Origin of the sequence: Nostoc sp. NMS7, from assembly GCF_017115085.1 — a bacterium.
In the GTDB taxonomy this organism is placed as follows: domain Bacteria; phylum Cyanobacteriota; class Cyanobacteriia; order Cyanobacteriales; family Nostocaceae; genus Nostoc.
In genome coordinates, this window is sequence record NZ_JABXKJ010000014.1 from 1 (window position 1) to 4,845 (window position 4,845).

Here is a 4,845-nt window from a genome sequence, read left to right on the forward strand (position 1 = left end):
GGGTTTGATTTCTAGCCAACGAATCGCATCGACCTCACAAAATCGCATTGCTCCCGGGAGCCAGTGCGTTGCGGAGGTTCCCAGAGTTGTCGCTCTCTATGTCTGCCTCTAGAACCTGCGGCGGCAACAATTTTGTTCACCTCAGCCAAAGTCAGGTATTCTCTAGATCGATATTGAATATTTTTTTTGCGGATTAACGGCAATGGTGAGTTCATTTCTAATTTATGGTGACTGTCAGGAATTGGGTTAATTTCCTGAAAGCCTTATTTGATTAGGGTTTTGCTAAATTCCACTCTGATTCAGGCTCGTCAATATTTAGATGCGTTTGCCCTGGCAGCACAGGTTAATGGTTGCTGCACCTGAGTAGGAGATTTATCTGCAACTAACTCAATTTTGCCAATTGCGTTGCGATGCCAAGAAGTAGCTTGGACAAGAACCTCTGGGGTTGCTGGTATTTGTGCCGTGACTTCGCCAGTTTTGCGGTATGCAGAGATGTCGCGGATGTCAGACCAAGTGCGATCACTCCTCAGTTCCTGTGTGGGATTTTGTGGGATTCCACCCCGTCCCGTGGCGACAAAACTACTACCATTCGTATTAGAACAACCTGTAGCAATTTGTTGTGATGAGTCTGTTAAGTTTACAGGTAATTCGACTAAACCGGAATTTGGATCAATTCCAAAATTGTTAATATCAACTGTACCGTTAATGCCAAATTCGGAACTAGCGGTGATGTCGCTTTCTCTTGTGAGGCGATCGCGGTACTTCAGCCCAAATAAACCTTGAGTGCTAATGTTAATGTTACCGCCCTTACCAAGGATTGCATTGGCAATAATGTCGCTGTTTTCTAACCCAACAATCACGGGTGCGTTAATTGACAAGTTACCACCATTCCCGTTGCCCGCAGCAGTGGCGGAAATCAGGCTATCGTGACGCATCAGCAGAAGCTCTTGTAAGTTTAATCTGACATTACCTCCGTTTCCAGAGGCGGTTGATGCGGTGATAGCGCTTTGGTTGTCAAGGAAAATAGAGTTGGCGTTAATCTGCAAATCTCCTGCTCTGCCTGGACCATCATTTTTGACGCTGATAAATGCCCCATCTGTGATGTGTAACGAAGGTGTGTTAATGGTTAGGGAACCAGCGTTACCACTGGGAATGAGAGGCAGTCCAAAGCCAGCTTGAGTGGGTGGAACGATAATTTGGGCGGTTGAAATGATGCGGCTAGGTACGATCGATCCGGCACTTCTACCCTGGATATCTACGGACTTTGAAGCATTAATCGTCACGCTAGCTGCTGAACCCGTGCCAACGGTGTCAGACCCTAGGAATCCACCGTCTCGAATCACTAATCTGGACGTATTGACAAACACGTTATTGGCATTTCCATATCTGACAGTCGCTGAAAGCAACTGACTTGGTGACAATGTAATGGGGTTTTGTCCAGCGATTTCGATTAAGTCTTCTGCATTAATTCGTAAGGTTCCAGCCTGTCCAGAGCCTCTGGTTACAGAGAACAAACTGCCACCATTCAGAATTCTCAGGTTGCCAATTGAGACCGTAAGGTTGCCTGCGTTAGCGGAGTTAGATGTGAATGTTGCAATCGAGGACGCATTGGCTGGGTTGGCGGGGGCAAAGCCATCGACATCGGTTGAGCCTGCAACATTGACTGTTATATTGCCACCAGGTGCTTGAGTAAACGTCCGAGTACCGATTCCTCCTCCATTTTGGAGGGATAGCTGCGCGGCAGAGACGCTAATATCGCCCGTCTGACTCGTTCCTAAGTTCTCGATTTGGATGAAGCTCCCCAGCCTACCATCGGGTGTATTCCCCGTAAGGTTAAGGGACTGAGTGGCATTGACTGTAATCCCCCCGGACCGTTGTGTGCCAAAGTTTTGGATCAAGGCTGCGGAACCCTCGGTCAAGTTGATATTCCGTCCTTGTAATTGGATGGAGTCTCTGCTGCCACTGGCATCTAGCAGAGATTGCTGGGCGAGATGGATATCGTTGAATTGCCGCACTGCTGAGTAATCCCCGACCCAGCCCTGCTCTGTGGCATTGAGTCTGACCTGCCCATCGCTGACACTACCTATTTCCAAATGCCCGCCACCAGCAACGGCTGCAATGCCACCGGCGAAGTTAACCGCACCGCCTAGAAGCGCCAGTGTATTGCCGAATCCGACTTGTAAACCGATGGGGTTATTGCTGCGATCTGTGGGGGTAAAATTTCCGCCGGTCAGTCGATGTCCACTGCCTTGTAATGTAATCCCCCCTGGATTTTGCCCCAACTGCAAGCCGATCGGCACACTTATCGTCAGTAACGGTGTAGTACCGGGATTAGTCGCACTAAATTCTACACTATCGCTAAACTTAATACTATTCGCCGTTGTTCCCAGAAAGGAACCGTCAATATTCAAGCGGGCATTTGCCCCAAACACAATTCCCGCAGGATTCATCAAAAACAAACTCACCGGATTACTACTATTAAGCGTGCTAATTAACCCATCAATATTAGAAACATTTCCACCCGTAACTCGACTAAATATAGTTGTAATATTTGGCGTGTTAATTAAATTGAAAGTGGCTGAACCACCCGTAGGCACAGAGAAATTATTGAAGCTGTGAAATAAATTATTGCCTTTTTCAATTCCGTTAAGAATATTAAAATTATTACCACTTTGCTTGACAATGGTGTTGGTAGTCCCGTCAGATGTCACCTGAGCGATAGCTGGTAGTACCAGAGCGGAACTTAAGAACCCAGTTGTGAGTGTAGATAGAAAAGCGTAGGCGTAGCCCATCGTAGACATTGCTCTCATCACCAAAGACTTCCTTTACTGATTAAAACTTAGAGTTCCCTTTACGAACTACGAACTATCACAACTGTCCAGTTGAGTTTCCATTCAATTATTTTCTCTTTTCTAGTGAACACCAGGAGTATGAGCGGATTATGGCAAAGAAAAGCAACAAGTTTCCATTAATTCCACTTAGATGAAGACAAGCGACCCCTCTTCTTTAAACCCTTATGCAGACTGATGTCCAGATGCCATTTGCGACGGGGTATAAACAATTGAGCAGAGTTCAACCATATTACATACACACACAAACCCTGAAACCATCTCTTACCCAAGTATGTGTATATCTGGAAATAGTTAAGTGCAACTTATTAATCAACGAGAAATCAGCATGACAGTGTAATACCCAGACTGCGACGTAAGTGATGGGCTAGGGGGTAAGCCGGGATACGTGCAAATTGAGACACGCTGCAAATAATTATTACAATGATTGTTTTCTTAGTTTCTTAACTTGCCCATAAATGCTAAAGGAGCAATTGAAGTTTACTACAGTAAAATCACCTCTCTACCTTCTGAGGTTCCTTAAACTTGCTCATATTAAATCATTTTTGGTAATGTTTTCATCTTCAACCGACATCAACGACACAGGTTGAAACAACGCTAAATCAATGGTTTTGACTCTTTGGCGTTACAAAACTTTACAATGTCTCTCAATTTGCACGTATCCCGGCTTACCCCCTTCATAAGTATCAAGCGTGATAAAAAACCGCCGTGGCATTAGTTCTTCGGGGTTATTAACAAAATGTCCCCAGACAGAAAAGCCGAAATACTCCTCATTTTTTTCATTGTTATATTCCCAATCAGTCAAGTTGGGAAAAGCAGCTTGAACTTGCTCTAAAACTTGTTGTATTTCAGGTTCTGTTAATAGCATCTCATCCTCTAAGAATTTATTTTTTAGCTTTCGCTCTACGAATAAAACCGATTATTTCCTCTAAGCTAACCCCTTCATTTTGCATTGATTGAATCAGGGCGATCGCACCCAACGGCACTGATCCAATGCTGCGCCCCTTCCACTCACCATCTACCTTCTCTTCCCAGTTAAAGCCCCAACGCCAATGAGTAGGATTATCGGGGTGTCTGTGACCGATTACACGGGGGTAAGAAGCGATCGCACCACTCTTCAACCATCGGTGAGAGGTTAAGATAATCTTACTTTTGTCAATTAGAAATTATGCTGAAAATTTGGACAAAGCATAGGTGTTAAGTTAACTATTGTACTGAACCGATGGGTCAAGAATGAATGATGCGTATCCAGATTACGCATACACAGTAGAACACCTCAATTCATCCCTCTATTATGCAACGCCGGCACTAGATTGTCAGTTTGGGCAAATACTGGAGGTGTCAAAATCCCCAGTGGGATGGGCAAACTCAAGCCCATCAGAATCAGGGAACGTTAAAACAAGTCGCAAGTCGCAAGTCGCAAGTAAGTTTTGTGACGGGGATTTAGACCCCGAGCCAAAACGTTCGGCTTTTGAAGCAGGGGACTTAAACCCCTAAACTTAGTTAAAGAAGTTGGAAGTACAGTTTTGTGACGGGGATTTAGACTCCGCCACAAAACTTGCGGCTTACTTGTTGCCGGGGACTTAAACCCACCGAATTAGGTAAAGGTTATTTATGTACATACTTGATTCTCCTGATGTTTAGTAGACCTCTTGCAAAATTAGTTTTATGTTATATTAGAGGTTTTGAATTTTGAGACAGCCAAATTTAACTCGTAGTTGTAAATTGCTGCGAGTAAGTTACAACGCAGACCATAACGACGACGGCGATTACGATATCTGTCGCCAAAAATCTTAAAAATTTTCAGGCGGCGATTGATGTGTTCAATGCCGATTATTGCCTTTGCCAAAAATCGATTATAGTCTTTTTCTGAGACAGACAGTTCTCTCTTTTTAGGCTTTTTTTTGGGAGTGTAACTGTTGTTATGATATTGGTCAATTTCTTGATAACCACTATCATGTAGACCTTGTGTTTTGGGATGAAAATGAATCCCACT

Annotated in this window: 5 protein-coding genes; all 5 read right to left on the reverse strand. The window is 44.3% G+C overall.

The annotated features are described in order from the left end of the window. Window positions 1-11 precede the first annotated feature (11 nt). Window positions 12-215: a hypothetical protein gene (locus HWQ38_RS01210; RefSeq protein ID WP_292789379.1), complete on the reverse strand. Its 204-nt coding sequence runs from the start codon at window positions 213-215 to the stop codon at window positions 12-14. 93 nt (window positions 216-308) lie between these two features. Further along, window positions 309-2,810 (reverse strand): S-layer family protein, encoded by a 2,502-nt coding sequence (locus HWQ38_RS01215; RefSeq protein WP_292789380.1) that lies wholly within the window; start codon window positions 2,808-2,810, stop codon window positions 309-311. Between the two features lie 664 nt (window positions 2,811-3,474). Beyond that, window positions 3,475-3,717, reverse strand: coding sequence for a hypothetical protein (locus HWQ38_RS01220; RefSeq protein ID WP_292789382.1), 243 nt, complete (start codon window positions 3,715-3,717; stop codon window positions 3,475-3,477). A 16-nt stretch (window positions 3,718-3,733) separates the two neighbouring features. Further along, window positions 3,734-3,970, reverse strand: a complete 237-nt coding sequence (locus HWQ38_RS01225; RefSeq protein ID WP_292789383.1) for a hypothetical protein — start codon at window positions 3,968-3,970, stop codon at window positions 3,734-3,736. Window positions 3,971-4,515: 545 nt separating this feature from the next. Then, window positions 4,516-4,845: transposase family protein (locus HWQ38_RS01230; protein ID WP_292789384.1), on the reverse strand; the 330-nt coding region annotated here is incomplete at its 5' end.